This is a genomic window from Kitasatospora sp. NBC_00458 (assembly GCF_036013975.1).
Classification (GTDB): domain Bacteria; phylum Actinomycetota; class Actinomycetes; order Streptomycetales; family Streptomycetaceae; genus Kitasatospora.
On sequence record NZ_CP107904.1, the window covers coordinates 3,906,898 to 3,932,144 of the forward strand.

Consider the following 25,247-nt stretch of genomic DNA (forward strand, 5'->3'; position numbering starts at 1 on the left):
CCCGCCTCACGACGGCTTCCCCGCCCGCCTCAGAACAGCGTGCCGCCGACCACCTGGAGCACCAGCTGCGGGGCCACCGACAGCACCACGGCGGCCGAGGCGGTGAGCCCCAGGGCGGCCGTCAGCGTGACCGGCAGCCGCCGCTCGGAGGCCGCGGCCGGGGCCTCGGCGGGGGCCTGCGCCGGGGCGAACAGCCGCGCCGTCCAGAGCAGGTAGTAGGACAGGGCGACGACCACGTTGACCGCCATCACCGCCGCCAGCCAGCCCAGCCCGGCGTCGACCGCGGCGCGGAACACCACCACCTTGCCGAAGAGGCCGATCACGCCCGGCGGCAGCCCTGCGAGGCAGAGCAGGAAGAAGGCCAGGGCCAGCGCCGTCCAGCGGCGGCGGGCGAACAGGCCCCGGAAGTCGTCGACGCTGGTCCCGGCCCGGCGGCCGACCGCCGCCACCACGCCGAAGGCGCCCAGGTTGACCACGCCGTAGATCAGCGCGTACGCGGCGGTGGCGCCCAGCGGGTCGGTGCCGGTGGGCGCGTACCCGGCGGCGGCCAGCGGCACCAGCAGGTAGCCGGCCTGGCCGACCGAGGACCAGGCGAGCAGCCGCACCGCGCTGAACCGGGTGTCGAACCGCTGGCGCAGCGCGCCGACGTTGCCGACCGTCATCGTGACGGCCGCCAGCACCGCCAGCACCAGGCCCCAGGTGTGCGCGTACGGCCGGAAGGCGACCGTGGTGACCAGCGCCAGTCCGGCGAGGCCGGCCGCCTTGCCGACCACCGAGAGGTAGCCGGCGACCGGGAGCGGCGCTCCGGTGTAGGTGTCGGGCACCCAGAAGTGGAACGGCACGGCGGCGACCTTGAAGGCGAAGCCGGCCAGGGTGAGCACCGCGCCGGCCTCGGCCAGCGGCCTGAGCTGCGCGGGGGCCTGCTCCAGACCGGTGGCGACGGCGCCCAGGTGCAGGCTGCCGCTCGCGGCGTAGACGAAGCCGACGCCGAGCAGCATCACGGCGGTCGCGGTGACGGAGGAGAGGAAGAACTTCAGCGCGGCCTCGGCCCCCCGGCCGTCGCGGCGGAGCGCGACCAGCGCGAAGGCCGGCAGCGAGGCCACCTCCAGGGCGATGACCAGGGTGGCGAGGTCGCGGGAGGCGGGCAGCAGGGCGGCGCCGGCGGCGCTGGAGAGCAGCAGGAACCAGTACTCGCCGCCGGGCAGCCTCTCGTCCTCCACGGTGTGCGCGGAGAGCAGGGCGGCGATCAGCGCGCCGCCGAGCGCGAGCAGCTGGAAGACCAGGGCGAAGTGGTCGGCGACGTACGAGCAGCCTGCGTTGTCGGTGGCGCCTGTTACGTTCTGCGCACAGAAGGTGGCTCGGGGTGAGCCCCCGGTGAGCGGGAGGAGTGCGATGAGCGCCAGGGCGAGTCCGCCGGCGGTGAGCCGGCCCAGCAGCCTCCGGTGGCGCTCGGGCAGGAACAGGTCGGTGACCAGCACGGCGAGGGCGGCCAGCGCGGCGATCAGCGGGGGCGCGATCGCCACCCAGTCCACGGACTGGATCAGGCTGCCCGGGTTGGCTACGGCGAGGGAGGTCACAGTGGGCTGCCCCGTGGAGTGAGGTCCGAGTGCGGTGCCGGGCTGTCTGCCCGTGCCGAGCTGCGTGCTGAGGAGCTGGGTGCCGAGGAGCTGGGCGCTCAGCTGGGTGCCGACCATGATCAGCCACCCCCGAGGAGGTGCTTGACGGCGGGCTCGGAGAGGCCGAGCAGGAGCGCGGGCCAGAGGCCGGCCAGCAGGGTGAGGGCGACCAGCGGCGTCCAGCTGACGGCCTCGTACGGGTGCAGGTCGGCGAGCTCCGCCACCGGGGCGGGCTGCTTCGGGTCGCCCATGCAGACCCGCCTGACCACGATCAGCAGGTACGCCGCGGTGAGGAGGGTGCCGAGACCGGCCATGACCATGTAGGTGACGAACGCCGGGCGCGAGAGGCCCTCGGCCGGGTCGAACGCGCCGAACATCGCGAGCAGCTCGCCCCAGAAGCCCGCCAGCCCGGGCAGGCCGAGGCTGGCGACGGCCGCGAAGGCGAGCAGGGCGCCGATCCGCGGTGCCCGCCCGTACAGGGCGGCGCCGGTGGTGCCCGCCAGGGTGTCCAGGTCCGCGGTGCCGTAGCGGTCCTTGATCGCGCCGACCAGGAAGAAGAGCAGACCGGTGATCAGACCGTGGGCGATGTTGGCGAACAGCGCGCCGTTGACGCCCACCGGGGTGAGGGAGGCGATGCCCAGCAGCACGAAGCCCATGTGGCCGACGGAGGAGTAGGCGATCAGACGCTTGAGGTCGCCCTTGGCGCCCGGCCGCGCCAGCGCGAGGCAGGCCAGCGAGCCGTAGACGATGCCGACGGCGGCGAACGCGCCCAGGTAGGGGGCGAGCGTCGCGGTGCCGTCGGGCACGACCGGGAGGAGGACGCGGACCAGGCCGTAGGTGCCCATCTTCAGCAGCACGCCGGCGAGCAGCACGGAGCCGACGGTCGGGGCCGACGTGTGCGCGTCCGGGAGCCAGCTGTGCAGCGGCCAGGCGGGGGCCTTGACCGCGAGCCCGACCATGATCGCCAGCGCGGCGATCACCTGGGTGGAGTGGCTCAGGCCCGAGCCGTGGGCGGCGGCCAGCGCCTGCATGTCGAAGGTGCCGGCCTTGCCGCCGACCAGCAGGAACCCGAGCAGCATGACGGCCGAGCCGAGCAGCGTGTACAGGATGAACCGGTTGGCGGCCGGCGCCTTGGCCCCGCTGCCCCAGCGGGCGATCAGGAAGTACATCGGGATCAGCACGATCTCGAAGGCCAGGAAGAAGAGCAGGAGGTCCAGCACCGAGAAGGTGGCGAGCATGCCCACTTCGAGGAGGAGGAACAGCCCCGCGAAGGACCGGGCCGACGGCACGCCCTCGCCGGACGGCAGCCGCCGCTCCGAGTACAGCGCGCAGAGGAAGGTGAGCAGCGAGGTCAGCACGATCAGCGGGAGCGAGACGCCGTCCACGCCGAGGTGGAACCGCACGCCGACGGCCGGGATCCAGGCCACGTCGGTGGTCGCCTGCATCCGGGCGGGCTCGTCGTGGTCGAAGCCCGCCGCCAGCACGACGGTGAGCAGCAGGACGGCGCCGGTGAGCACGGTGGTGAAGCGCAGCGCGCGCCGGTCGGCGACGGCCGCGTCGGCGCCGAACACCGGCGCCAGGGTGAGCGCGGCGCCGAGCAGCGGCAGGGCCAGGAGGGCGATGAGGACCGCGTTCATCGGGGGCTCCTACGGGCTGCGGTCGACGGGGTGGAACGGATCGGCTGGTTCATCCGGCTACACCGCCACCAGGACGACCAGCAGGACGACGCCGGCGAGCAGCACGCTGAGGTAGGTCTGCGCGTTGCCGGTCTGCGCGAGCCGGACGGCCCGGCCGAGCAGGTTGGCGCCGACCCCGCTGCCGCGCACGTAGGTCTCCACGACCTCGCGGTCGAGGAAGCGGACCAGGCCCGCGGCGGCGGCCACCGGGCGGACGAACAGCGTGCTGTACAGCCGGTCGACGCCGAAGCCGTGCCGGGCCGGGCCGAACAGCGGGCCGAGCAGGGCGCGTCCGGGGTCGGCGACGATCACCTCGGCGGCCGGGGCTCCGGCCTGCTCGGGCACCCGGCCGGCCGCCGCGGGGGCGGGCCGTCCGGCGCCGAGCCGGGTGGTGGCGGAGCGCCAGGCGCCGTAGGCCAGCAGGATGCCGACCACGGCGAGGCCGGTGCCGGTGACGGCGGTGACCGCCGAGGGCCGCAGCGAGCCGCCGTCGAGCAGGGCGGGCAGCCAGTCCGTGCGCAGGCTGGTGACGCCGAAGGCGACGGTCGGGACCGCCAGCACCCAGAGCGGCCAGCGCATCGCGGGCGGCTCGGCGGTGGCCGGGTCGGCCTCGTCCACCTCGGGCGAGTACGGCGCGTCGGCCTCGTGGTCGGCCCCGTGGTCGACGGCGGGGGCCGCCGCCGGGGCACCGGCCGCGGCCGGGCTGTGGAACGCGACCAGGAACAGCCGGGTCGCGTACGCCGCCGTGAGCAGCGCGGTGATCCCGGCCGAGATCAGCACGATCCACCCGGCCGCCTGCGGCACGGCGGAGGCCGGGCCGAGGCCGTTGGTCAGCGCCTCGCCGTTGGCGGCGTGCTCGGCGGCGGTCAGCACCGCCTCCTTGCTGAAGAAGCCGGAGAACGGGGGCAGGCCGACCAGGGCCACCAGCGCGATGCCCATCGTCCAGTAGGCGTCCGGCACGCGCTTGCGCAGGCCGGGCATCCGGGACATCACGGAGATCGAGTTGGTGTGCGCGGCGTGGATCACCACACCGGCGGCGAGGAAGAGCAGTGCCTTGAAGGCGCCGTGGCTGACCAGGTGGAAGACGGACGCCTCGCGGTCGCCGCTGGCCAGCGCGCCGGCCATGTAGCCGAGCTGGCCGACGGTCGAGTAGGCGAGCACCCGCTTGAGGTCGTCCTGGGCGAGCGCGCAGAGCGCCGAGCCGATCATCGTCACGGCGGCCATCACCGCCAGCACGACCAGGGCCGCGCCGGAGAGCAGGAAGACCGGCAGCAGCCGGGCGACCAGGTAGATGCCGGCCGCGACCATGGTGGCGGCGTGGATCAGTGCGGAGACCGGGGTCGGGCCGGCCATCGCGTCCGGGAGCCAGGTGTGCAGCGGGAACTGCGCGCTCTTCCCGGCCACACCGGCGAGGAGCAGCAGCGCGGTCAGCGTCGGGTGGCCGAGCTGCCCGTCGCCGGCGGCCCGCAGCACGTCCTCGATCCGGAAGCTCCCGGCGTCGGCGCCGAGCAGGAAGATGCCGAACAGGAACGGCACGTCGCCGAGCTTGGTGACCAGGAAGGCCTTGAGCGAGGCCGAGCGGGCGTCCTCGGTCTCCCAGTGGTGGCCGATCAGGAAGTACGAGCAGATGCCCATGACCTCCCAGCCGACCAGCAGCACGATCAGGTCGCCGGAGTAGACGACCAGGAACATCGCGGCCGTGAAGAGCGAGACCAGCGCCGCGTAGGAGGGGTAGCGGGGGTCGTCCTTGAGGTAGGCGGTCGAGTACACCTGCACGCAGGTGGCGACCAGGCCGACCAGCACGGAGATCAGCGAGGTGTAGCCGTCCAGGTGGAACGCGAGCGCGATGTCCGGGCCGCCGGTCGGGGTGAGCCGGGTGGCGACGTCCAGCGACCGGCCGGTGCCGAGTTGGAGGGCGACGACCAGGGCGAGCACGGCCGAGACGGCGACCGGCACGATCGCCAGCGGCCGGGCCAGGCCCGGGGCGCGCTTGCCGACCGCCAGCGTGGCGGCCGCGCCGAGCGCGGGCAGGGCGGGGACGAGGGCGGGCAGGGCGAGGTTCATGCGGCGGCCTGGCCCTTCAGCGCCTCGGCTCCGACCGGCGCCTCCCCGGCGTCGGTGATGGACTCGGCCGGGTCACCGAGCGAGGTGACCTTGTCGATGTCCGCGGTGCCCCGGGCCCGGAACAGCAGCAGGACGATGGCGAGCCCGAGTCCGATCTCGGCGGCGGCGATGGTGATGGTGAACAGGGTGAGCGCCTGGCCGGCGTGCAGCGAGTCGCGCAGCCAGACGTCGAAGGCGACGAGGTTGAGGTTGACGGCGTTGAGCATCAGCTCGACCGACATCAGCACCAGGATGACGTTGCGCCGGGCGAGCACGCCGTACACGCCGACGCTGAACAGCAGCACCGCGAGGACGGCGGGGTAGGCGAGGTGCATCAGCCCTCCTGCTCGGGGGTGGTCGGAGCGGAGGGGGCACCGCCGGCGCCGTCCGCGCCTTCGGCGGCCACGCCGGCCGGAGCCGCGGGGGCTGCCGGAGCGGTGGGGGCGGCCTTCGGCGCGGTCGCGGCGACCGTCCCGTTCGAGCCCACCGGCTTGCCGGCCCGGATCCGCCCGGCCCGGGGCACCGGCACCCGCCGGCCGCCGCCGCGCGACAGCACGATCGCGCCGACCAGGGCGGCCAGCAGCAGCACCGAGAGCGCCTCGAACGGCAGCACCCAGGTCCGGAACAGGCTCGCGCCCGTCACCGCCGCCGAGCCGCCGCCCGCGCCGAGGTCGATCCAGGAGGTCCGGAAGGCGTCCACGACCAGCGTCACCAGGGTGCCGGCCGAGGCCAGCGCCACCACCAGGGCGACCCACCGGTTGCCCGAGTCGGCGTCCGGCGAGCGCCCGATCGGCGCCTTGGTGAGCATCAGCCCGAACAGCACCAGCACGACCACCGAGCCCAGGTAGATCAGCACCTGGACCCAGGCGATGAACTCGGCGGTGAGCAGCAGGAACTCCACCGCCAGCCCGCCGAGCGCGGCCACCAGCCAGAGCGCGGCGTGCACCAGCTGCCTGGTGGTGACGGCGACCACGGCCGAGCCGAGCACGGCGATGCCGACCAGCAGGAAGACGATCTCCACCCCGGTCGGGGAGAGGAAGGAGCGGGCGGCCGGGTCCAGCGGTCCGGCCGCGGCGAGCAGGGCGGTGGCGCTCACTGCGCGTCACCCCCCTGTTCGAGAGCCGCGGCAGCGGCGGCGGCCAGCTTGTCCGCCGCCTTCCGCGCGGTGGCGATCTCCTTGGGCTCCTCGGCCGCCGGGTCCAGCGCGGGCGGCGCCGGCACGGTCCACATCCACTCGCGGAGCCGGTCCCGTTCGTGGGTCAGCTCCAGGATGTCCGTCTCCGCGTACTCGAACTCGGGCGACCAGAACAGCGCGTCGAACGGGCACACCTCGATGCAGATCCCGCAGTACATGCAGAGCGAGAAGTCGATGGCGAACCGGTCCAGCACGTTGCGGGTGCGGGCGCGGGCGTTCGGGTCGGCGGCCGGCAGCGTCTCCTTGTGGGAGTCGATGTAGATGCACCAGTCCGGGCACTCGCGGGCGCAGAGCATGCAGACCGTGCAGTTCTCCTCCAGCAGCGCGATCACGCCGCGCGAACGCGGCGGGAGGACGGGCTGCACCTCGGGGTACTGCGCGGTGACGCTCTTCCTCGTCATCGTCCGCAGGGTGACGGCCAGGCCCTTGGCCAGGCCGGCGCCGGGGAAGCTCATGAGATCGCCACCTTGATGATGCCGGTGAGGGCGAGCTGGACGAGGGCGAGCGGGATCAGCACGATCCACGCGAAGCGCATCAGCTGGTCCTCGCGGAGCCGGGGGTAGGTGACCCGCAGCCAGATCACCACGAAGGCCAGCGCGAAGGTCTTCAGGATGGTCCACAGCCAGCCGAGCTGGTCCGGCAGCGGGCCGTGCCAGCCGCCCAGGAACAGCACCGCGGTGAGCGCGGAGACGACCAGGATGCCCACGTACTCGGAGAGCAGGAACAGCGCGAAGCGCAGACCGGTGTACTCGGTGTACGCGCCGAAGATGATCTCCGAGTCGGCGATCGGCATGTCGAACGGCGGGCGCTGCAGTTCGGCCAGGCCCGCCGTGAAGAACACGAACGCGCCGATGATCTGCCACGGGATCCAGTACCACTCCCAGGCTTCCAGGATCCCGGGCAGCGAGAGCGTCCCGGCCGCCATCGCGACGGAGGCGGCGGCGAGCACCATCGGCAGCTCGTACGACATCAGCTGCGCGGCCGTCCGCAGACCGCCGAGCAGCGAGAACTTGTTGGCCGAGGCCCAGCCGGCCATCAGCTTGCCGATCACGCCGACGCCCATGACGGCCAGGACGAAGAACAGTCCGGCGTCCACCGCCTGGCCGACGAAGCCGTCCGGGCCGACCGGGATCGCGAGCAGCACGAAGAGGTACGGCAGCAGCGAGACGGCGGGCGCCATCTGGAAGATCCGCCGGTCCGCGCCGGCCGGGACGATGTCCTCCTTCTGCGCGAACTTGACCCCGTCCGCGACCAGCTGTGCCCAGCCGTGGAAGCCGCCGGCGTACATCGGGCCGAGACGGCCCTGCATGTGCGCCATCACCTTGTGCTCGGTCTGGCCGATGAGCAGGGGGAAGGTGAGGAAGACGACCAGTGTGGCGACGCAGCGCAGCACCGTGTCGAGCAGGTTCACGCGCTGTCTCCGTCCTGGCCGGCCGGGTCGGCCGGCGTCTCACCCTGGTCGCCCTTGCCGCGGTCGGCGCCCTTGTCGGCGTCGTCGCCGTCGTCGCCCTTCCCGCCCGGCTCGGGTGCCGCAGTCGGCTCGGGTGCCGCAGGTGCCGCAGTCGGCGCGGGTGCCGCAGGTGCCGCAGTCGGCGCGGGTGCCGCAGGTGCCGCAGTCGGCGCGGGTGCCGCGGTCGGCTCGGCCGTCTCCTCGGCGGCCGCCTTCACCGGCTCGTCGTGAGCCGGTACCGGGCTGTGCCAGGGCGCGTCGGCGGACCGGGTCCGCGCGGGCGCCGGACGTCCGGGCCCCTCCTCGCCCGAGGCCGCCGGAGCGGCACCCGGAGGAACGGCGGCATCGCCGGGAGCGGCCGCGTCCCCGGGGGCGGCGGCCCCCGCGTCGGCCGCCTGGCTCACCGAGCCGTCCGAGACCGACCGGACCCGGCGCGGCCGGTCCGCCCGGACCGGCGGCGTGGCCGCCTCGGCCGCCCCGGACGCGGGAGCTCCGGCACCCTCGGCCGCCCCGGACGGCTCCGCCGCCTGGCTGACCGAGCCGTCGCCGACCGTCCTGGTCCGCCGCGGCCGGTCGGCCCGCACCGCGGCCGCGCCCTCGGCACCGCCCTCGGTACCGCTCGCGGCACCGGCACCGGCCGCCGCACCCCGGGCCGCGGCTCCCGCCGCCCCCGCCGCACGCGGGGTCCGGGCCGCCCCCGCGGCGCGCGCGGCACGCGCGGGCCGCTCGGCGACCGGCGGCAGGGTGCCCTTGAGCGGCCCCCACTCGTTCGGGTCCGGCACACCGGCCGGCTGCATCTTGCGCCGCGCCGGACCGTCGCCCTCGGACTCGCCCGGTTCCTTGGCACCGGGCCAGGCCTTGGCGACCCGGGCCGCGAGCACGAACTCCTTGCGCAGCGGGTGGCCCTCGAAGCCGTCCGGAAGCAGCAGGGTGGCGGGGTAGGGGTGCCCGGGGAAGTCGATGCCGAACATCTCGTGCGTCTCGCGCTCGTGCCAGGCGGCACCGGCGTAGACGGACACGGCGGTCGGCAGCGCGGCCCCGTCGCGCGGCACGCGGGTGCGCAGCGCCAGGTGGCGGACGCCGGGGGCGTCGACGCCGGCCAGGTGGGCGACCACCGAGAAGCCCTCGGCCAGCTCGTCGACGGCGCTCAGCCAGTCGAAGAAGCCGAGGCCCAGCGTGTCCCGGGCGGCGGTGAGCGCCTCGATCCAGTGCTCGGCCGGGACGTCGACGGTGGTCAGCCCGTACGCCTCGGCGCCGGTCGCCCACTCCCCGACCGACGCCGCGTACTGCTCGGCCGTGGTCATGAGGCCCCTCCCTCGGCGGTACCGGGACCGGCCACCAGCGGGCGGCGGAGCGCGGCGGCGGGTGCGGTGTAGCGGCCGGGGAGCGACTCCTCGGCGATCTTCTCCTGCAGCTTGAGGATGCCCTGGAGCAGCGCCTCCGGGCGGGGCGGGCAGCCGGGCACGTAGACGTCGACCGGGATGATCTGGTCGACGCCCTTGGTGACGGAGTAGGAGTCCCAGTAGGGGCCGCCGGAGTTGGAGCAGGCGCCGAAGGAGATGACGTACTTCGGCTCGGGCATCTGCTCGTAGAGGCGCTTGACGGCGGGTGCCATCTTGTCGGTCACCGTCCCCGAGACGATCATCAGGTCGGCCTGCCGGGGACCGGGCGCGAAGGGGATGACACCCATCCTGATGAAGTCGTGCTTGGCCATCGAGGCGGCGATGAACTCGATCGCACAGCAGGCGAGGCCGAAGTTGAAGCACCAGAGGCTGTAGCGGCGCCCCCAGTTCAGGACGACCTTGACCGGGTCCGGCGCGAGCCGGGCCAGCGGGCCGATGCCGCGCCGTTCGACGGCGGCGCCGGGGCGCGACGGGTCGGGCACGCCCAGCGGGACCGGGCCGCCGGAGGTGCCGTGCCCGTGCTGGTGGGTGTGCGTCACGTCCATTCCAGAACGCCCTTCTTCCAGGCGTAGAGCAGTCCGACCGCGAGGAAGCCGATGAAGACGAACATCTCGATCAGCGTCCCGGCGCCGTAGCCGGCGGAGGCGAAGACGGTCGCCCACGGGAACAGGTAGATCGCGTCGACCGCGAAGATCACGTACAGGAAGGCGTAGACGTAGTAGCGGACCTGGGTGTGCGCCCAGTCCTCCCCCACCGGGTCCACGCCGCACTCGTAGGCGAGGAGTTTCTCGGGCGAGTACACCACCGGCCGCAGCAGGCGGTTCGCGGTGAAGGCCACCACGACGAAGAGCACGCCCACGACCGCGAGCAGGCCCATCGCGGCGTACGCGTCGAAGTAGCCGCTGCCGGCCGCCGGGTCGGCCGCGGCGACGGCCACCTGCTGCCCCTCCATGCCTCGCCTCCACATCGGCCGTGAAACCGCCCTCAGGGCGGTCCTACGACGTTTCTTTACACGCCCATAACCATCGCCAGTGCGTGAGTCTAAGTGCACGGCACAGGTACCCCCTACCCTGCCCGATCCGCAAGACGCCCGGTGGACATCCGGTGGAGGACCGGCCCTCGGTGCCGCCCGCGGTGCCGCCCGCGACGGGGTGGGGATAACCCCCGGCCGGGAAGACGTATCACCCCCATGGCACCGCACGCCCCCGACCAGGGAAGCTTGGCTCACCAGCTCGACCGAGAGGGACGGTAGACCGAGATGAAGCCATTGCACCGCCGGGCCGCGGATGCCACGAGTGAGCAGGACGCGCCTGCGGAGCGCGCCCCGCTGTACGGCGCGCGGATGTGGCGGCAGGTCGGGCAGCTGATGCTGAACCTGCCGCTCGGCATCGCGGGGTTCGTCCTGACCGTCGTGACGCTCTCCGTCGGCCTGGGGCTGTCGGTCACCGTGATCGGCCTGCCGCTGCTCGCGGCCGGTCTGGCCGGCTGCCGGGCCATGGGCGGGTTCGCCCGCCGCCGGGCCCGCTCGGTGTACGGGTCCGGGGTGCACGAGCCGGAGCCGGTCCAGCAGCGCCGCCCGGGCATCACCGGCTTCGCGATCAGCCGGCTGACCGACGCGCTGGCCTGGCGCTCGGCCCTCTACCACGTGCTGATGCTGCCCTGGGGCATCCTCAGCTTCACCCTGACCCTGGTCTGCGTCCTGGTCGGCTGGCCGGTGCTGCCGTGGGTGGTCCGCTACGAGGCGGCGGTGGACCGGATGCTGGTGGAGACCCTGCTCTACCCGGGGGCGCTCTCCGAGCGGGTGCGCGAGCTGGAGGACGACCGCGGCACCGTGGTCGACACCGCCGCCGCCGACCTGCGCCGGATCGAGCGCGACCTGCACGACGGCGCCCAGGCCCGGCTGGTGGCGCTGGCGATGGACCTCGGCATGGCGAAGGAGCGGCTGGAGGAGACCGAGTCGCCGGAGGACGTGGCCGCCGCCGCCCGGATGGTCGGCAACGCGCACGGCGAGGTGAAGATCGCCCTGCAGGAGCTGCGCGACCTGGCCCGCGGCATCCACCCGGCGGTGCTGACCGACCGCGGCCTGGACGCGGCGCTCTCCTCGGTGGCGGCCCGCTGCACGGTGCCCGGCGGGGTCAAGGTGCACGTCGACCTGAAGGACCGGGAGGGCACGGCCGAGCGGCCGGACTCGGCGGTCGAGGGCATCGCCTACTTCACGGTCAGCGAACTGCTGACCAACATCTCCAAGCACTCCGGCGCCCGCTCCGCGACGGTGGACGTCTGGCGGGCCGGCGACCAGCTGATGGTGCTGGTCCAGGACGACGGCAAGGGCGGCGCCGCCCCGTACCCGGGCAGCGGCCTGGCCGGCCTGGCCGAGCGGATCCGGGCCGTGGACGGCGTCTTCCTGGTCGAGAGCCCGCACGGCGGGCCGACCACGGTGACGATCGAGCTCCCCTGGCGGACCCGCGCCGCCCGCCGCTGAGCCGGACCGGGCTGCCTGGCCGGATCCGGCGGCCTCCGCGCACCGGGGCCCCGTCGCACGTCCGCGACGGGCCCCGGTGGCGCTGGTGCCCGGGCGGCGGCCGGCCCGCGGACCCTTGCGCGGTGTACGGGCCGGCCGCCGCCCGGGGGCTCCGGGGGTGGTGCCCTACGGGGTCTCCAGGGTGCCGAGGGTGACCTCGGCGGTCATGCTCCGGCCGTCGCGGGTGTAGCCGACGGTGGCCTTGCCGCCCGGGGCGAGCGAGGCCAGCGCGGTGGTGAGCGAGTTCAGCGAGGTGACCTGGGTGTCGCCGATCCTCGTGATGACGTCCCCGGGCTGGATCCCCGCCGAGGCGGCCGGGCCGCCCGCCGCGACGGCCACCACGGCGGCGCCCGCGGGCCGGAAGTCCTGGTCGAAGTAGGTCCGGGCGGTGATGCCGAGCGCGGCCCGGCCGGAGTTGGTGACCTTGCCGTCCTTGATCAGCTGGTCGGCGATGCTGGTCACGGTGGACGCCGGGATGGCGAAGCCGATGCCGGGCGCGGCCGCCCCGCTGGCCTCCGGTTCGGTGGCGGCGAGGGTGTTGATGCCGATCACCCGGCCGTCGAGGTTGACCAGGGCCCCGCCGCTGTTGCCGGGGTTGATCGCGGCCGAGGTCTGCACCATGTTGCCGAGGGTGGCGCCGGGCGAGCCGCCGGTGGTGGGTTCGGAGACGGTCCGGCCGGTGGCCGAGACGATGCCCTGGGTGACGCTGCTGGAGAGGCCGAGCGGGCTGCCCATGGCGAGGGTGATCTGGCCCAGCTCGACCTGGGTGGAGTCCCCGAAGGCGGCCGGCTTGAGGCCGCCCGGCGGGTTGCTCAGCCTGATCACCGCGAGGTCGGAGTCCGGGTAGCCGGCGACCAGGGTGGCGTCCAGCGGCTTGCTGCTGTTGGCCAGCGTGACGGTGAAGGCGGTGGCCGAGCCGACCACGTGGGCGTTGGTGACGATGTCGCCCTTGTCGTCGTAGACGATCCCGGAGCCGAGGCCGGTGGGGGTGGTGATCTGCACCACCGAGGGCAGCACGTCCTTGATCACCCGCTGGTAGGCGTCCTGGAGCTGGTTGGGGCCGCCGGGCTGGCCCGGGGAGGACGGGCCGGCCGAGGGGGCGCCGGCGGCGGCGGTCGAGACGGAGGACGAGGAGGACGAGGAGGACGAACCGCTGCTGCACCCGGCGAGCGCCAGGGCGGTCAGGACGGCGACGGCGCCCGGCGCGAGCAGGCGGCCACCGAACGCCTTCGGCCCGGTCGGCCGGGGTCCGGCCGGGATCGGACGGGTGGGCTCCTTCTTGCGGTTCACGGTGACGCCTCCGGCTTCCTCGGACACGGACACGACGCAGAGATCTTTGTCAGCATTTCACCGAAATGTCCGACTTCTCTGCTCCGACTCGCCCGCGGCACCGACCCGAAATCCGCACGCCCTAGGATTCGCCCATGACTTGGTTGATCACCGGCGGTGCCGGATACATCGGCGGACACGTCGTGCAGCAGCTCCTCGACGCGGGCGAGCGCGTGGCCGTCCTGGACGACCTCAGCACCGGTGACCGGACCCGGCTGCCGCAGGAGGTGGCCCTGGTCGAGGGGTCGACGCTGGACCGGGCGGCACTGGACGCGGCCATCCGCGAGCACGGCGTGACGGGCGTCCTGCACTTCGCCGCCAAGAAGCAGGTCGGCGAGTCCGTCGAGCAGCCGTTCCTCTACTACCGCGAGAACATGATCGGCCTGCAGACGGTGCTGGAGGCCGCGGCCGAGGGCGGCGTCAAGCGCTTCCTCTTCTCCTCCTCCGCCGCCGTCTACGGCATGCCCGACGTCGACCTCGTCACCGAGTCCACCCCGTGCGCGCCGATGAGCCCGTACGGCGAGACCAAGCTGGCCGGCGAGTGGCTGGTCGCCGCCGCCGGCAAGGCCCACGGCATGTCCACCGTGGCGCTGCGCTACTTCAACGTGGCCGGCGCCGCCTCGCCGGAGCTCTCCGACGCGGGCGTCTTCAACCTGATCCCGATGGTCTTCGAGCGGCTCACCGCCGGCCAGGCCCCGCGGGTCTTCGGCGACGACTACCCGACGGCCGACGGCACCTGCGTGCGCGACTTCATCCACGTCTCGGACATCGCCTCCGCCCACGTGGCCGCCGCCAAGCGGCTGGCCGCCGACCCGGCCGGGGAGACCTCGCTGGTCCTCAACATCGGCCGCGGCGAGGGCGTCAGCGTCCGCGAGATGCTGGACGTCGTCGGCAAGGTCACCGGCTACGACACCACCCCGGAGATCACCCCGCGCCGCGCCGGCGACCCGGCCCGGGTGGTGGCCTCGGCCGACCTGATCCGCCGCGAGCTCGGCTGGACCGCCAGGCACGGCGTCGAGGAGATGGTGGCCTCCGCCTGGGAGGGCTGGTGCAGCCGCCACCCGGAGGCCCGGAAGTAACCGGCCCCGCCGGTGGCGGGCGGAGGCCGGTGCCTCCGCCCGCCGCGGGCCCGCGGGCGCACCCGCGGGCCCCCCGTCAGTGCGAGGGCACCGCCGTCCCGTAGAAGGCGTCCAGCGCGTAGACGCAGCGGTCCTTGGAGCCGACGAACACCTTCCCGCCGACCGCCACCGGGGAGCCGGTCAGCTCGCCCTTGGTCCCCAGCTCCCAGCGCAGCTGCCCGCTGGCCAGGTCGACGGTGTGCAGCGAGTGGTCCCGGCTGCCGAGGTGGACCAGCCCGTCGGCGACCGCCGGGGAGCCGACGATCTCGCCCCGGGCCGTGTAGCGCCAGCGCTCCCGCCCGGTGGCCGCCTCGAAGGCGTACAGCACCTCGCCGTTGCCGACCAGCGCCATGCCGTCCCCGACCACCACCGGCTCGGCCCCCTGCCGGCTGCCGGTGGCCGCCCGCCAGCGGTCCCGGCCGGTCGCCGCGTCCAGCGCGTACACCGTGCCCAGGTAGTCCGCGACGTAGACCGCGTCGGCGTCCAGCGAGGGCGGCGTGAACAGCACCGCCGAGGCCTCGAACCGCCACCGCTCGGCGCCGGTCGCCACGTCCAGCGCGTACACCCGGGTGCCGGCCGTCACGTACAGCACCCCGGCGCGCTCGGCCGGGCGGGACGGCACGTCCTCGCCGACCGGGACCGACCAGCGCAGGCCCCCGCCGCGCGGGTCGACGCAGCGCAGCCGGCCGCCGCCGTAGTAGAAGGCCGCGCCCGCCACCAGGGCCGGCCCGGACTGCGGGTTCTCGAAGTCCTGCTGGGCGTCGTCGGCGCGCCACAGCTCGGTGCCGTCGGCCGCCGAGCGCAGCTGCACGCCGCCGCCCCGGATGCCGCAGCAGAGCACGCCGTCGGCGGCGTCCAGCGAGTACACCCAGCCGTCCAGCGAGTGGCGCCAGCGCTCGGCGCCGTCCCCGACGTCCACCGTGAACAGGTGGGGGCCGTCGGCGGCGTGCACCCGGCCGGCGTCCACGGCGAGCGCCCAGGCGACGTCGCGGGTCTTGTAGCGGCGCTGCCCGGAGGCGATGTCCAGGGCGTGCACCTCGAAGCTGGAGACGAACAGGGTGCCGTCGGCGACCACCGGGGTGCCCCAGACGTCGTTGGACATCCGGAACCGCCAGGGGCGCCAGCGGGCCGCCCGGGCCGGGGGCGGGGTGATCCGGCGGACCCAGTCGGTCTCGGCCGGTGCCGCGCCCGAGCCGGTCTGCTCGGCGCGCGGCCCGGGCCCTATCCGGACCGAGGCGCCGGGCAGCCGCACCTCGACGGCGCTCTCCTCGGCGACCGGCGCGCGGTGGCGCCGGGGCGCCGCCAGCTTCTCGGTGGCCGGCTCCGGGTCGGGGCCGAGCGGCGCGGTGTGCACCGGTCCGGCCGGCGGCGGGGCGTGCCGCCCGCCGTGCCTGGTGCGCGGGTCGTCGTGGCCGGGCCGCGGCGGCGGGACGTGCTGGTGCGGTGGCACCGGCGGGGCCGCGGGCGGCTGCACGGGGGCGGCCGGCGCGACGGCCGGCACGGCCTGGCGCCCGCGCCGCTTGTGCTCGATCAGGGCCAGCGCGTTGGGCGGCAGCCAGTCCCCGGCCTCGCCCGAGGCGTCGTCCCGGGAGAACAGGTGCGGGGCCAGTTCGGCCTGGATCTGCTCCGGGGTCGGCCGGTGCTCGGGGGCGGGCCGCATGCAGGCCCGGACCAGGTCGACCAGCTCGGCCGGCAGGCCGGACAGGTCGGGCTGCTCGCGCAGCAGCTGGAACACCGTCTCGACCGGGTTGGCACCCCGGTACGGCGGGTGCCCGGTGGCGCAGAACACCAGCAGCGAGCCGAGCGAGAAGACGTCGCTGGCGCCGGTGACGCCCCGGCTGTCCCTGGCCTGCTCGGGCGACATGTAGGCCGGGGTGCCGACCGCCACGTTGGTCATGGTGAGCCGGGTGCTGGAGACCCCGGCGGCGATGCCGAAGTCGATCACCCGGGGGCCGTCCTCGACGACCAGCACGTTCGAGGGCTTCAGGTCACGGTGGACCAGCCCTGCCGCGTGGATCGACTGCAGCGCCTCGGCGATGCCCGCGACCAGCCAGCGCACCGCCCCGGCCGGCAGCGGCCCGCAGTCGGTGACCAGGTCCTCCAGGGAGGGCGCGGGCACGTACGCGGTGGCCAGCCAGGGCACCCGGGCGTCCGCGTCCGCGTCGACCACGGCCGCGGTGTAGAAGCCGCCGACCGTCTTGGCGGCCGCGATCTCCCGGGCGAAGCGGACCCGGAACAGCTCGTCCTCGGCCAGTTCCCCCCGGACGGTCTTGATCGCCACCCTTCGGCCGGACGCGGAGCGCGCCAGGTAGACCAGGCCCATTCCGCCCGCGCCGAGCCGCCCCAGCACCTCGAAGGGCCCGATCCGCCTCGGATCGTGCGCCGTCAGCTGGTCCACCCGCTGCCACCTCCCCGTCTTCCGCACCGCCCGCGTGGTGCCGGACACCCGCCGCGTGGTGCCGGACCCGATTCTCCAATGCCGCCGGGTGCATCTCCAACCTCCCCCGCCCACGGGCGTTCAGCGCCCGCCGGTGCGTCCACCGCCCGGTCACCGCCGCAGGAACGGCCGGATCCTGACGTCCGCTCCGGCGGAGGCTTGCGCCCGACACGCCCGGAGGTCCCGAGCGGGCCAGGTCATTCCCGAACTGTAATCGTCACGCTCCGTTACTCGATCACCCCTCAGCGGAGGGGCCGTCACCCTGTGGCGTCAAAAGCACACGGGGGGGCGTCAAACCGGGCCCGGGGAGCGTGATGAATATCCGTCCGAAGTGCTTCACGCCTCTATACCAACCCCCATGCGGAGTAATAGTCACATCACCGAATCGCGCCAAGATCGTGCCACGGTAAGCTGACGGCATGACAGGACAAGTTCGCACCGTCGACGGTCGCGTCGCCGGGCGACGCGGACAGGAGACGCGGCAGAAGCTGCTCGACTGCCTCCGCGAGATGCTCAGCACGTCGCCCTATCGGGACGTCAAGGTCATCGACGTCGCCCGTATGGCGGGTACCTCCCCCGCGACCTTCTACCAGTACTTCCCGGATGTCGAGGGCGCTGTCCTCGAAATCGCCGAGGAAATGGCCAAGGACGCCGACAGCCTCAAAGAGCTGGTGGCCGGAAAGTCCTGGGCAGGGAAGTCCGGCACGGCCACTTCGGAAGAACTGGTCGACGGATTCCTCGCCTTCTGGCGCAAGAACGACGCCATTCTCCGAGTGGTCACGCTCGGTGCCGCCGAAGGGGACAAGCGGTTCTTCAAGATCCGCATGACCGTCCTCAACGCCGTCGCCAAGCCGCTCACGGAAGCCGTCAAGGAACTCCAGGCGAAGGGCCAGGCCGACAAGTCACTGGATCCGGCCGCAGTCGCCGGGTCACTGGTCTCACTGCTCGCCTCCGCGGCCGAGCACCAGAAGGCCTTCACCTCCTGGGGTGTCAAGGTCAAGGACCTCAAACCCAACCTCGCTCCCCTGGTGTACCTGGGCGTCACCGGCAAGAAGGCGCCCAAGTAGACCGATCCGCCACGACCCACCCTTCCGCTCCGCGCGGCCCCGGCCTCCTGTCCGGGGTACGACGGACGGCGGCCGTGTCCTCGGGGGAGGTCCGCCGACGGTCCGTACCGCGCCACGACATGCCGGTGGGCGGGCACCCCCTCAGGGGTGCCCGCCCACCGGCTCGCGTGCTTTCCGGGCTCCTGGAGCCCCGCCCGGGCCCTGCCGGGCCGCCCCGGGCCCCGGGGGGCCGCCCCGGGACCGCGAGCCGCCGGCGGCCCCGCCCGGGCCGCTGCGGGCCTCCCCGGGACCGGCCCGGGTCGGCTCAGGGGCAGCGGACGACCTGACCGGCGTACGCCAGGCCGCCGCCGAAGCCGAACAGCAGGACCGGGTCGCCCGGCGACAGCTCGCCGCGCTCGACCAGCTTGGAGAAGGCCAGCGGGATGGACGCGGCCGAGGTGTTGCCCGAGTCCACCACGTCCCGGGCGACCACCGCGTCGGCGAGGCCCAGCCGGGACGCGATGGCGTCGATGATCCGCAGGTTGGCCTGGTGCGGCACGAAGCCCTTCAGCTCGGACGGCTCGACACCGGCCTTCGCACAGGCCTCGCGGGCCAGCGGGGCGATCTGCGTGGTGGCCCAGCGGAACACCGACTGGCCCTGCTGGCTGATCACCGGGTCCCAGCCGGTGATCACCACGGCGTCGCCCCGCTCCGGCTCCGAACCCCAGACCACCGGGCCGATCCCCGGCTCGGCGCCCTCCTCCTGGGCCTCGACCAGCGCCGCGCCGGCGCCGTCGCCGAAGATCACGCAGGTGGACCGGTCGGTCCAGTCGATGGTGTCCGACATCCGCTCCGCGCCGATCACCAGCGCCAGCCGTGCCGCACCGGCCCGGATCGCGTGGTCGGCCGTGGCCAGCGCGTACGAGAAGCCCGAACAGACCGTGTTGATGTCGTAGGCGGCGGGTGCGCGCACGCCCAGGCGGGCGGCGACGGCCGCGGCCGTGTTGGGGCTGCGCTCCACCGCGGTACAGGTGGCGACCACGACCAGGTCGACGTCGGCGGCCGACCGCCCACTGTTGGCCAGCGCCTTCTGCGCCGCCTCGGTGGCCAGGTCGACCAGGGTCTCGCCCTCGGCGATGTGGCGCGTCCGGATGCCCACCCGGCTGCGGATCCACTCGTCGTCGGTGGCGACCAGCTTCGCCAGGTCGTCGTTGGTGAGGACCTTGGGGGGCTGGTAGTGGCCGAGTGCCACGATGCGCGAACCGGTCATACTGCCCACTCAACCCGGTTACCCACTGGTCAGTCGGGCGTGACCGGCTACAGGATCCGTGCCGGGATGCTGTAGGAGGCCGACAAGGACCGTTGCGGCGCCTGGGCCGTGCCCCGGCTCCTCCGGCCCGCCGGGGCGCCGGACCGGGCTCCGGAAGGTCCGGTCAGACCGCCAGCGAGCCGGCGTCGCCCATCACGATCACCGGGTGGGCGGCCGGGTCCAGGGTCCGGATCAGCTGGGCCATCTTGTCCTCCGGGATCGAGACGCAGCCATGCGTCGGACCGCCGTGGTCGACGTGGATCCAGATGCCGCCGCCCTTGGTCGAACCGTCGGGACGGCGCGGGTCGAGCGGGGAGTTCCCGGGCACCCGGTTGTAGTTGATCGCGACCACGTAGTCGAAGGAGCCGGCGAGCTGCTCCCCGGCGAAGCCCCGGCCGGAGACCACGAAGCTGGGGTCCTTGTCGTACGGGAGCCTGCTGCCCGGGTCGGCCTTGCGGCCGCCCGCGTCGGTGAGCGAGTAGACGCCGATCGGGCTGCGCAGGTCGCCCTCGTTGTGGTCGGTGGTCCAGCCCTTGAACGCGTTGTGGCCCTGCCAGGTCTCGCCGGCCAGCCAGCGGCCCTCGGGGGTGCGGGTCCAGAGCGTCACGGCCGCCTTGTTGGTGTCCTTGCCCTCGCCGGTGGCGAGCACGACCTGGGTCGACTCGGCGGGTATCCGGGCGGCGAAGGCGGCGCCGAGGCCCGGTATCGCGGCCACCGAGCCGTCGGCCCGCGCCTCGCTGCGGTCGGCGGCCGGCTCCCCGGTGTGCCGGGCGTCGGCGGCGGGGGCGGCGGTCGGGGAGGCCTGGTCGGTCACCGGCGGGGCGGCGGCGGGCGGCGCGGCGGACTGGGCCGCCGCGGGCTGGTCCGGGGCCGCGACGCCCTCCGGGCCGGGGCCGTCCGCACTGGTCACGCCGGTCCTGGCGGCGTCCTGGCCGACGGTGTACCAGCCGGCGGCGGCCGCCAGCAGCAGGGCGGTTCCGGCGGTGACGGCCCGGCCGGTGCGCTTCTTCTTGGGCTTGCGCCGGTGGCCGCGGGCGGCGGCCCGGGAGCCCGCGGGGGCTGCGGCGGCGGGCGCTGCGCCCTGGGCGGGCACCGGTGCCGGACCCGCCGCCGGCCCGGGACCGGCCACGGGCTCCGCCTGCTCCGCCGGGGCGGCCTGGAACGGCTGGTCGTACACGTCGTGCTCGGCCAGGCTCCGGTAGGGGTACGCCGCGTGGCCGTGGTCGTCCCGGCCCTCGTAGGGCCCCGGGTGCGGCGCCTCGTACTGCTGCGGGTACGACGGCTGGTACGGCTGCTGGTAGCCGTACGACTGTTGCGGCACCTCGTACACCGGCTCGTACCCCGGCTCGTACGACGGGTACGCGGTGGAGCGATCGGAACCGGACATGCGGCCGATCCTGCCAAACCCGCGGCCCGTTGGGAAACCCGGGGCCTGTGCGGAGCCGGTGAAGAAGCCGCTGCCCGGGCCGTCAGACGGCCCGGGCGGCGGGAGGGCTGGGGCGGGGACCGCCGGTCGCCGAGGGGTCAGAGGCGCATCGCCTGCGGGGTCTCACGGCGGCCGAGGTCCGGGCCGTCGTACTCCCGGATGACCTCGTAGCGGGTGTTGCGCTCCACCGGCCGGAACCCGGCGTCCCTGATCAGGCCCAGCAGGTCGTCCCGGCCGAGCTTGTTCGGGGTGCCGAAGTTGTCGGCGTCGTGGGTGATCTTGTACTCGACCACCGAGCCGTCCATGTCGTCCGCGCCGTGGCTGAGCGCCAGCTGCGCGGTGGTGACGCCGTGCATCACCCAGAAGACCTTGACGTGCGGGACGTTGTCGAAGAGCAGCCGGGAGACGGCGAAGGTCTTCAGCGCCTCGGCTCCGGTGGCCATCTCGGTACGGGCCATCAGCTTGTTGCGCACGACGCCGTCCTTGGAGTCGTGGAAGTCGTGCTGGTAGCGCAGCGGGATGAAGACCTGGAAGCCGCCGGTCTCGTCCTGCAGCTCGCGCAGCCGCAGCACGTGGTCGACCCGGTGGCGGGGCTCCTCGATGTGGCCGTACAGCATGGTGGACGGCGTCTTGAGGCCCTTGCTGTGGGCGAGCCGGTGGATCCGCGACCAGTCCTCCCAGTGGGTGTCGTGGTCGACGATGTGCCGGCGGACCTCCCAGTCGAAGATCTCCGCGCCGCCGCCGGTGAGCGACTCCAGGCCGGCGTCGATCAGCTCGTCCAGGATCTCGTCGGCGGGCAGGCCGCTGATCCGCTCGAACCAGTGGATCTCGGTGGCGGTGAAGGCCTTCAGCGAGACGTTCGGCAGCGCCGCCTTCAGCTCCCGCAGCGAACGCGGGTAGTAGCGCCACGGCAGGGTCGGGTGGAGGCCGTTGACGATGTGCAGCTCGGTGAGGGAGTCGACCTCCATCGCCTTGGCGAGGCGGACGGCCTCCTCGATGCGCATCGTGTACGCATCCTTCTCGCCCGGCTTGCGCTGGAACGAGCAGTAGGCGCAGGACGCGCTGCACACGTTGGTCATGTTGAGGTGGCGGTTGACGTTGAAGTGGACGACGTCGCCGTTCTTCTGCGTCCGCACGTGGTGGGCCAGCCCGCCCAGCCAGGCCAGGTCGTCGCTCTCGTAGAGCGCGATCCCGTCCTCGCGGGTCAGCCGCTCACCCGCGTAGACCTTCGCCTCCAGCTCGCGCTTGAGCCCTGCGTCCATGCGGTGCCCCGCCTCCTCCGACTTCGATTCCTTGCCGGAACGAGCGTACGCCCCCGCCGTGCTCAGCCCGCGAGCAGCTCCGCGAGCAACGCCGGTTCGATGTTCCCGCCGCTCACCACGGCGGCGGTGCGCCGTCCGCCGGTCTCGGCGGCGCGGTGGAAGTACGCGGCCGGGGCGACCGCGCCGGACGGCTCGGCGACCAGCCGGCCGCGCCGCGCCAGCAGCGCCACCGTCGCGCGGATCTCGTCCTCGGTGACGGTGACGATGTCGTCCACGTAGGCGGTGAGGTGCTCGAACGGCAGCGCGCCGACCGAGGGGGTGCGCAGCCCGTCCGCGATCGTCCGGTAGGTGTCGGCGACCGGCCAGGCCACCCGCTCACCGGCCCGCAGGCTGGCCTGGGCGTCGGCGGCCAGCTCGGGTTCGACGCCGATCACCCGCACGCCCGGCCGGGTGAGCTTGAGGGCGGCCGCCGTGCCGGAGATCAGCCCGCCGCCGCTGACCGGGACGAGGACGGTGTCGAGGTCCGCCGGGGCGTCCTCGGCGATCTCCAGGCCCACGGTGCCCTGGCCCGCGATGATGTACGGGTCGTCGTACGGCGGCACCCAGACGTAGCCGTGCCGCTCGGCCAGCTCGCCGGGCACGGTGTCCCGCTCCTCCGGCGACACCAGCACCACCTCGGCGCCGAACGACCGGGTGCCCTCGACCTTGACCGCCGGCGAGGTGTCCGGCATCACGATCACGGCCTTGATGCCGAGCAGGTCCGCCGCGTACGCCACAGCCTGCGCGTGGTTGCCGCTGGACTGGGCGACCACGCCGCGGGCCCGCTCGTCCCCGCTCAGCGCGGCGAGCCGGTTGTACGCCCCGCGGGTCTTGAAGGCCCCGGTCGGCTGGAGGTTCTCCGGCTTGAGCCAGAGCCGCCGCTCGCCGTCGGCCGCCCAGGGGGCGGGGACCAGCGGGGTGCGCACGGCGACCCCCGCGATCCGCTCCCGGGCCGCGTGCAGCTCCTCCAGACCGACCAGTGCCATCGCCGTCACTCCCCTTCGGCGAGCGGCAGCTCGCTCACCCGGCTCTCCCATTTCGTGGAGAGTACGACGGTCGTGCGGGTACGGGCCACACCCTTCGTGCCGGAGATCCGCTTCACCGCCGATTCCAGCCCCTCGACGTCCGGAACCCGGACCTTGAGCATGTACGAGTCGTCGCCGGCGATGAACCAGCAGTCCTCGACCTCGCCCAGGTCCTTCAGCCGGAACGCGACGTCCTCGTGGTCGGCCGCGTCGGTGAGCTGGAGCCCGATCAGTGCCGTGACGCCGAAGCCGAGCGAGGCCGGGTTGACCGTCGCGCGGTAGCCGGTGATCACCCCGGCCTGCTCCAGCCGGTTGATGCGGTCAGTGACGCTCGGGCCGGAGAGGCCCACCAGTCGGCCCAGCTCGGCGTAGGACGCGCGGCCGTTCTCCCGAAGCGCCTGGATGAGCTGTCTGTCCACCGTGTCCATATACCGTCCGCGTCCTTCCGAACCTCACCAGACCCACAGATCATTATCCGGATTCAAAGGTGCCATGCTCGGACCAACCCGGATATCGCAGAGAACATACTCTCCCGACTCCCGGTGCCTCACTCCCCCTCAGCCCGACCCGTCGGTGTCGTCAGGCCGATCGGCCGTCCTCCCGGGCGGCGGCACCCAACTCGCCCTCCCACCGCCGGTACAGCCCGTGCGGCACTCCGACCGCGTCCAGCACCCGCCCGGCGACGAAATCGACCAGCTCGCGGACGGTGGAGCCGCCGGCGTAGAAACCGGGCGAGGCGGGGAGCACGACCGCCCCCTGCGCGTCCAGCTCCACCAGGTGCTTCAACGTCACCCCGTTGAGTGGCGCCTCGCGGACGCAGACCACGAGCGGGCGGCGCTCCTTGAGGGTGACGCTGGCCACCCGCTGGAGCAGGTCCTTGCTCAGGCCGAGCGCGATGCCGGCCACCGCGCCGGTGGTCGCGGGGACGACCAGCATGCCCTTCGCCGGGTACGAGCCGCTGGACGGGCCGGCGGCGAAGTCCCCCGCCGACCAGTACCGGACGTCGTCGAGGCGCTCCTCCGGGACGCCCAGCCAGGCCGAGAGGTCGGTGCGCCAGTGCGCGTCGCGGAAGGAGATGCCGGTCTCGTCGAGGATGGTGAGCCGCGCGGCGCGGCTCACCACGAGGTCCACGGCCTCGTCCGCGGCGAGCAGCGCGCGGATCACGGACGCGGCGTAGGGCGTCCCGGACGCTCCGGACACTCCCACGACCCAGGGCTGGCGTACTGGCTGCTTCGGCTTCTCCATGGTTGCTTTCTATACTCACTCGGCCCGCCCGGCCCCGGCGGCGTCCTGGAAGGATGGGCGCCATGGCAGCGACCCTCGTCGACCTCACCCATCAGGTGACCACCGCGATGCCGGTCTACCCCGGCGATCCGGCCGTGGTCCTGGAGCCCGCGCTCACCACCTCCACCGCCGGGGTGAACGTGCTGGCCCTGCACCTCGGCTCGCAGTCCGGCACCCACGTGGACGCGCCCTACCACGTGGACGTCACCTGGCCCACCCTGGACGGCCTGCCGCTGGAGCTGTTCACCGGCCCGGTGGTCGTCGCCGACCTGCGCGGCCTGGAGCCGCGCGCGGCCGTCACCGCCGAGCAGCTCGCGCCCGCGCTGGAGCGCGCCGGCGAGGGCACCGTCCTGCTGCTGGCCACCGGCTGGGCCCGGCACTGGGGCACCGACACCTACCTCGCCCACCCCAGCCTGACCGCCGGTGCGGCCGAGGCGATCGTCGCCGCCGGGGTGCGGACGGTCGGCGTGGACGCGCTCAGCGTCGACCCCACCCCCGACCCGGGGCCCGGCGACCCGGCGGTGGCCGCGCTGCTCGCCGACCTCACCGACGAGCACGACCAGCCGGCCGCCGACGAGCCCACCCTGGCCGCGCACCGGGTCCTGCTCGGCGCGCCCGGCGGCGGCGTCATCGCCGAGAACCTCACCGATCTGCGGCCGCTGCTGGAGGCCCAGCAGGCCGGGCGGCCGGTCGAGATCTCGCTCTTCCCGATCCGGCTGGTGGCGGCCGACGGGGCGCCGGTCCGCGCGGTGGCCCGGCTGGGGTGACCCCGGACCGGGCGCCGGCCCCGGCTCGGGCTCGGGCTCGGGCTCGGCTGCGCGATCGGCCCCGGCGCCCGCCTCGCTCCGGCCGCGCTCCGGGGTGGCTCCGGGTTGCTCCGGGGTGGCTCCGGCACGGCGGTGACGCGGCCCCGCGGTGACACCGGGACGACCCCCGATCGGCCGCGGGCCGCCCCCGGACCTCCCCGGAGGCGCCCGGGCCGACCGGTCCGATCCGCCGAACCGCTTG

General features: G+C 74.1%; 22 protein-coding genes. 4 read left to right on the forward strand and 18 right to left on the reverse strand.

Going from position 1 to position 25,247, the window contains the following annotated elements; translation table 11 throughout:
• Positions 1–29 precede the first annotated feature (29 nt).
• The 10 genes from OG550_RS15845 to OG550_RS15890 are packed head-to-tail and all read right to left on the reverse strand — an operon-like array spanning position 30 to position 10,395.
• On the reverse strand, positions 30–1,694 hold the full coding sequence (locus tag OG550_RS15845; protein ID WP_327678030.1) for an NADH-quinone oxidoreductase subunit N: 1,665 nt from the start codon (positions 1,692–1,694) through the stop codon (positions 30–32).
• Between the two features lie 2 nt (positions 1,695–1,696).
• Positions 1,697–3,253 carry a complex I subunit 4 family protein gene (locus OG550_RS15850; RefSeq protein ID WP_327678032.1) on the reverse strand — a complete coding sequence of 519 codons (1,557 nt, stop codon included), beginning with the start codon at positions 3,251–3,253 and terminating at the stop codon, positions 1,697–1,699.
• Positions 3,254–3,310: 57 nt separating this feature from the next.
• Positions 3,311–5,356, reverse strand: coding sequence for an NADH-quinone oxidoreductase subunit 5 family protein (locus tag OG550_RS15855; protein ID WP_327678034.1), 2,046 nt, complete (start codon positions 5,354–5,356; stop codon positions 3,311–3,313).
• Positions 5,353–5,730, reverse strand: a complete 378-nt coding sequence (gene nuoK, locus OG550_RS15860; protein ID WP_327678036.1) for an NADH-quinone oxidoreductase subunit NuoK — start codon at positions 5,728–5,730, stop codon at positions 5,353–5,355. The genes OG550_RS15855 and nuoK overlap by 4 nt, the downstream gene beginning before the upstream one ends.
• On the reverse strand, positions 5,730–6,491 hold the full coding sequence (locus tag OG550_RS15865) for an NADH-quinone oxidoreductase subunit J family protein (protein ID WP_327678038.1): 762 nt from the start codon (positions 6,489–6,491) through the stop codon (positions 5,730–5,732). The genes nuoK and OG550_RS15865 overlap by 1 nt, the downstream gene beginning before the upstream one ends.
• Positions 6,488–7,045 carry a NuoI/complex I 23 kDa subunit family protein gene (locus OG550_RS15870; RefSeq protein WP_327678041.1) on the reverse strand — a complete coding sequence of 186 codons (558 nt, stop codon included), beginning with the start codon at positions 7,043–7,045 and terminating at the stop codon, positions 6,488–6,490. The genes OG550_RS15865 and OG550_RS15870 overlap by 4 nt, the downstream gene beginning before the upstream one ends.
• Complete coding sequence (gene nuoH / locus OG550_RS15875) at positions 7,042–8,001, reverse strand: NADH-quinone oxidoreductase subunit NuoH (RefSeq protein WP_442906004.1); 960 nt, start codon at positions 7,999–8,001, stop codon at positions 7,042–7,044. The genes OG550_RS15870 and nuoH overlap by 4 nt, the downstream gene beginning before the upstream one ends.
• Positions 7,998–9,344, reverse strand: a complete 1,347-nt coding sequence (locus OG550_RS15880) for an NADH-quinone oxidoreductase subunit C (RefSeq protein ID WP_327678043.1) — start codon at positions 9,342–9,344, stop codon at positions 7,998–8,000. The genes nuoH and OG550_RS15880 overlap by 4 nt, the downstream gene beginning before the upstream one ends.
• Positions 9,341–9,988, reverse strand: a complete 648-nt coding sequence (locus tag OG550_RS15885; protein WP_327678045.1) for an NADH-quinone oxidoreductase subunit B — start codon at positions 9,986–9,988, stop codon at positions 9,341–9,343. Before OG550_RS15885 ends, OG550_RS15880 begins: the two co-directional genes overlap by 4 nt.
• The gene (locus OG550_RS15890; protein ID WP_327678046.1) at positions 9,979–10,395 is read right to left on the reverse strand and encodes an NADH-quinone oxidoreductase subunit A; all 417 of its coding nucleotides are present in this window, start codon (positions 10,393–10,395) and stop codon (positions 9,979–9,981) included. The genes OG550_RS15885 and OG550_RS15890 overlap by 10 nt, the downstream gene beginning before the upstream one ends.
• A 306-nt stretch (positions 10,396–10,701) precedes the next feature.
• Here OG550_RS15890 and OG550_RS15895 point away from each other — a divergent pair, with 306 nt between their 5' ends.
• Positions 10,702–11,925, forward strand: a complete 1,224-nt coding sequence (locus tag OG550_RS15895; protein ID WP_442906005.1) for a sensor histidine kinase — start codon at positions 10,702–10,704, stop codon at positions 11,923–11,925.
• Positions 11,926–12,090: 165 nt separating this feature from the next.
• Here the strand turns inward: OG550_RS15895 and OG550_RS15900 are convergent, their stop codons facing one another.
• The gene (locus OG550_RS15900) at positions 12,091–13,176 is read right to left on the reverse strand and encodes a S1C family serine protease (protein WP_327683915.1); all 1,086 of its coding nucleotides are present in this window, start codon (positions 13,174–13,176) and stop codon (positions 12,091–12,093) included.
• 212 nt (positions 13,177–13,388) lie between these two features.
• Between OG550_RS15900 and galE the strand changes: the two genes are divergently transcribed.
• A complete protein-coding gene (gene galE, locus OG550_RS15905; protein WP_327678047.1) occupies positions 13,389–14,372 on the forward strand; it encodes a UDP-glucose 4-epimerase GalE in 984 nt (327 codons plus the stop codon).
• Positions 14,373–14,448: 76 nt separating this feature from the next.
• On the opposite strand, the gene OG550_RS15910 is transcribed toward galE, so the two are convergent.
• A complete protein-coding gene (locus tag OG550_RS15910; protein ID WP_327678049.1) occupies positions 14,449–16,809 on the reverse strand; it encodes a serine/threonine-protein kinase in 2,361 nt (786 codons plus the stop codon).
• Positions 16,810–17,267: 458 nt separating this feature from the next.
• On the opposite strand from OG550_RS15910, the gene OG550_RS15915 reads away from it, so the two are divergent.
• Complete coding sequence (locus OG550_RS15915) at positions 17,268–17,915, forward strand: TetR family transcriptional regulator (protein ID WP_327678051.1); 648 nt, start codon at positions 17,268–17,270, stop codon at positions 17,913–17,915.
• A gap of 304 nt (positions 17,916–18,219) precedes the next feature.
• Here the strand turns inward: OG550_RS15915 and OG550_RS15920 are convergent, their stop codons facing one another.
• The 6 genes from OG550_RS15920 to OG550_RS15945 form a co-directional block, all read right to left on the reverse strand.
• Complete coding sequence (locus OG550_RS15920; protein WP_327678052.1) at positions 18,220–19,164, reverse strand: beta-ketoacyl-ACP synthase III; 945 nt, start codon at positions 19,162–19,164, stop codon at positions 18,220–18,222.
• Between the two features lie 163 nt (positions 19,165–19,327).
• Positions 19,328–20,590: a L,D-transpeptidase family protein gene (locus OG550_RS32790; protein WP_442906006.1), complete on the reverse strand. Its 1,263-nt coding sequence runs from the start codon at positions 20,588–20,590 to the stop codon at positions 19,328–19,330.
• A gap of 137 nt (positions 20,591–20,727) precedes the next feature.
• Positions 20,728–21,891, reverse strand: coding sequence for an aminofutalosine synthase MqnE (gene mqnE, locus OG550_RS15930; RefSeq protein WP_327678054.1), 1,164 nt, complete (start codon positions 21,889–21,891; stop codon positions 20,728–20,730).
• A 62-nt stretch (positions 21,892–21,953) separates the two neighbouring features.
• Positions 21,954–22,916, reverse strand: coding sequence for a threonine ammonia-lyase (locus OG550_RS15935; RefSeq protein ID WP_327678056.1), 963 nt, complete (start codon positions 22,914–22,916; stop codon positions 21,954–21,956).
• A gap of 5 nt (positions 22,917–22,921) precedes the next feature.
• Entirely contained in the window at positions 22,922–23,383 is a 462-nt protein-coding gene (locus OG550_RS15940; protein WP_327678059.1) for an Lrp/AsnC family transcriptional regulator, read from the reverse strand.
• Positions 23,384–23,534: 151 nt separating this feature from the next.
• Positions 23,535–24,200: a UbiX family flavin prenyltransferase gene (locus tag OG550_RS15945; RefSeq protein WP_327678061.1), complete on the reverse strand. Its 666-nt coding sequence runs from the start codon at positions 24,198–24,200 to the stop codon at positions 23,535–23,537.
• A gap of 62 nt (positions 24,201–24,262) precedes the next feature.
• Here OG550_RS15945 and OG550_RS15950 point away from each other — a divergent pair, with 62 nt between their 5' ends.
• On the forward strand, positions 24,263–25,006 hold the full coding sequence (locus OG550_RS15950; protein WP_327678063.1) for a cyclase family protein: 744 nt from the start codon (positions 24,263–24,265) through the stop codon (positions 25,004–25,006).
• The last annotated feature ends 241 nt before the right edge of the window (positions 25,007–25,247 follow it).